This is a genomic window from Streptomyces sp. NPDC045846 (assembly GCF_056431605.1).
Genome location: NZ_JBWKKJ010000047.1, coordinates 1 through 3,604, shown reverse-complemented (window position 1 = coordinate 3,604; position 3,604 = coordinate 1). Strand labels below are relative to the sequence as shown.

Below are 3,604 nucleotides of genomic sequence, written 5' to 3'. Positions count from 1 at the left end.
AAGCCACAACCGAGGCCCGAGCCGACGTATCCGCAGTCACACCTCATTATCGCGCCAACGCCCCAGCAGCGAGCAGTAATTGAAATTCAGGCCCCAGCCGTGCCGGAGTACTGGCGCTGCACTCCGGCGGAGGTGAGGCCTTTCTTCACGAAGCCGGTGTCATCGATGATGAGAACTCCGTCCTCTGCGCCGAGGCGTTGAGCGACGTAGGCTTGCAGGTCATCACGGATGTCGTCCGCGTTCCAGCAGGTGCGAGACAGCAGGCGCTGCAAGCCGTCAGGGGTGGCGTGGCCGGTGTACTCGGCGATCTGCCAGCCGTTCTTGCGGCCGACCTGGCCAAGCAGGCCATGGATGTAATCACGCACCAACCGCCTGGGTTCCACCCGTGTGAAGCGGCTCCCGATCCGACGCAACAGTCCGTCAAGTTCCTCATCCCACACATGCGTGGGCACGTCTTCGATCACATCGGCGCCATGCCCATAACAGGAGCACTACACACGGCGCGGCCACTCGTTGGAGCGGCACTGCGTCAAAGACGGTCCCATGGCACCGCCCACGCCGCTACACTCCCCACTCCCACCACCCTGACCAGCACAAATGGAGAAGTACTGCTGGAGTACTAGGGCGTGTATCGAATGTGCTGGTCACACCCACTCGTTAATGGCTGCGGCGAGGACGGTTGCCTCGTAGACGGGGCGCGGCCCGATCGCCCCCCTGAACCCGACCCCGGTCACCGACACGGTGATCGGTCGTCGGCAATGCCGACAGCGGCAGTGTGGGACGGGCCTACCCGCCACCATGGACGAGTGTCCCGTCACCCCGCGACCTCAAGTCGTCGGGTGACGGGACACTCACACTCGGCCTGACAGGCCACCCGCTCCTACTGCGGGACACGGCCAGGCGAGAGATTCGGCCAGACGGATCCTCAGCTGCCGACCTTCGCGATCACCCGGGACCCGGGACTCTGGGACCAGCCTGCGAAGTCGTTGGCAGCGGTGTTGGTGACAGTGAACGTCCCATCACCCTTGGAGAACGCGACCGGAAGGGTGTACCACCACGGCGTGTCCGGGCCCGGGGTGAGAGCCAGGTCGGTACGGCCGTCGGCGTTGAAGTCCCCAGCGCTCACATGGACGCCCGGTACCTGCTCCCAGCCTGCGAAGTCGTTGGCGGCGGTGTTGGTGACGGTGAAGGTTCCATCACCCTTGGAGAACGCGACCGGGAGGGTGTACCACCAAGGGGTGTTTGGACCTGGAGTGAGGGCGAGGTCAGCTCGGCCGTCACCGTTGAAGTCGCCGACAACGGTACGGCCGCCCGGCACCTGAGCCCACCCAGCGAAGTCACTCGCGTCCGTATTCGTGATGGTGAAGGTTCCATCACCTTTGGAGAGCGCGACCGGGAGGGTGTGCCACCAAGGGGTGTTTGGACCTGGAGTGAGGGCGAGGTCAGCTCGGCCGTCACCGTTGAAGTCTCCGGTGATCGTACGTACGCCGGGAGCCTGTGCCCAGGTGGCGAAGTCGGGAGCCGAGGAGTTGGTGACGGTGAATTTGCCGTCGCCCTGGGAGAGCGCGGCGGGGAGGGTGCTCCGGCCCGTGACACCGGTCAGTGCCAGGTCACTGCGGCGGTCGCCGTTGAAGTCGGGCGCCGAGGCCACCACGCTGTCGGCGATGGCGCCGGTGTACAGCAGCCGGTTGGGCGAGCCGGTGCCGGCGCCGGTGATCACGTCACGGGTGGCCGATCCGAGCAGACCGGCCGCGACCTGCGCGGGTGTGTCGCCGGGATGGACCGCGAGCCACTGCGCGGCCGCACCGGCCACGTGCGGGGTGGCCATGGATGTTCCGCTGTCCAGACGCGTGGCGGTGTCGCTGGTGTTCCATGCCGACAGGATGTCCACGCCCGGGGCGTAGAGGTCGGTGCAGCTGCCGTAGTTGGAGAAGCTCGCCTGCGCGTCGTTGGCGTCCGTGGCGTTGACGGTGATCGCCTCGGTGACCCGGGCCGGGGAGGAGCCGCAGGCGTCGCTGCTCTCGTTGCCGGAGGCGACCGCGACCGTAACGCCGGCGTTGATCACACCGCGCACGGCGTCGTCGAGTGCCGAGGACGGGCCCCCGCTAAGGCTCAGATTGAGTACGGCAGGCCGGACGGCGTTCTTGGCCACCCAGTCCACGCCGCTGATGACGGTGGACGTCGGTGCCGAGGAAGCGCAGCCGAACACCCGCACGGCCACCAGCGACACCGACTTGGCGACGCCGTACTGCCCGCCGCCCAGGGTGCCGGCCACATGGGTTCCGTGCCCGAGGCAGTCGGTGTTGGTACCGTCCACGAAGTCGGCACCCCAACTGGCCCGTCCGCCGAACGCCTCGTGGGTGGTGCGAATTCCGCTGTCCACCACGTAGGCGTGGACGTTCGCCGCTTTGGTCTGGTGGATGTAGTTGCTGTCGCGGGGCAGGCTGCGCTGGTCGATGCGGTCCAGGCCCCACGACGGCGGATTGGGCTGGATCTCCGCGAGGCGCGTGTAGCCGTCCTGCTGGACCGAGGCCACTCGGGGGTCGGTGGCCAGCCGCTGGGCTTCCTTCTCGCTCATCTTGGCGGCATAGCCATGGAGTGCGGTCTGCCAGCGTGCGGTGACCTCACCTCCGTAGGTGCTCGCCAAGTCGCGGACCGTCGCCTCGGTAGACGAGTCCGTACGTTGCTTGAGGACCACGAGGTACCTGTCCGCAGCATGGGGACCAGCGGCCGGTACGACCGATCCGGTGTTCCGGGACGTGCCCGTGGTCGCCGCGTCGGCGGCGGAGGCCGACGGCGCGAGGAGGCTGCCGCAGGCGAGGAGCGTGGCCGCGGCGGATAACAGGGTGAACCGGGTTCTCTTTCTCACAGGCGTCCTTCGACTGGGGATGGCCGGCTGTCTGTGACATGCCCGGAGCGACCGGCGGCAGGGCATCGTCGCAGACACACGCACCGGCATGAGGGATCGCCGGAGTCTTCTCGCCACCCGTCCCTGCGAGATCGCCGTGGCAGGTCACCCTCACCATGAACCTGGCGGAAGGGCAAGTAAATGCTCAGTCCTGGGGATTGACGGGCAGGCACTGCACTACACCGAACGCCTCGGGACGGAGGCCGCGGTGGCCTCGGTCGGCTCCAAGGGCGACTCGTATGACAACGCCCTCGCCGGGGCGTTCAACAGCCTGTTCAAGGCCGAGCCGATCCGCAACAAGGGACCGTGGACATCCATCAACGACGTCGAGGTCACCCTCGCCGAGTACGTCGACTGGTTCAACCAGCGGCGCCTGCACGGCGAGCGGGCCACATCACCCGGTCGAGCACGAGACCGCCTACTCCGCGGCTGAACCCCTCACGTCACTCCAGAAACCAGCTAACTCAGTCTCCACGAAACCAATGCCGCGTAGTTACTGACTTCGGCTCGTCAGGGTGATCTTTGCTGAAGTTCCTGATGAGGATGGGGTGTTGGCGGTAGTCCGTGGTGTGTGAGATACGCGGATGGAGGCGGGCTGACAGTCGCGGGGCGTCAGCGCCGGGAGTCGGTTCGGATGCAGGCGGCTGAGCTGTTCGAGCAGAGGATCAAGCCGCCGGAGGTCGCACGGCGGCTGCG

Annotated in this window: 2 protein-coding genes and 2 pseudogenes; 2 read left to right on the top strand and 2 right to left on the bottom strand. The window is 67.0% G+C overall.

What is annotated here, in order from left to right; genetic code table 11:
• Window positions 1–92 precede the first annotated feature (92 nt).
• Window positions 93–452: pseudogene (locus tag AC07F3_RS42315) on the bottom strand (transposase); the annotation flags it as partial.
• Between the two features lie 473 nt (window positions 453–925).
• Window positions 926–2,869, bottom strand: coding sequence for a S8 family serine peptidase (locus tag AC07F3_RS42310; protein WP_479120442.1), 1,944 nt, complete (start codon window positions 2,867–2,869; stop codon window positions 926–928).
• Between the two features lie 247 nt (window positions 2,870–3,116).
• Between AC07F3_RS42310 and AC07F3_RS42305 the strand changes: the two genes are divergently transcribed.
• Both AC07F3_RS42305 and AC07F3_RS42300 read left to right on the top strand, forming a co-directional pair.
• A complete protein-coding gene (locus AC07F3_RS42305; RefSeq protein ID WP_479120440.1) occupies window positions 3,117–3,341 on the top strand; it encodes an integrase core domain-containing protein in 225 nt (74 codons plus the stop codon).
• 138 nt (window positions 3,342–3,479) lie between these two features.
• Window positions 3,480–3,604, top strand: a pseudogene (locus AC07F3_RS42300) (IS630 family transposase); the annotation flags it as partial.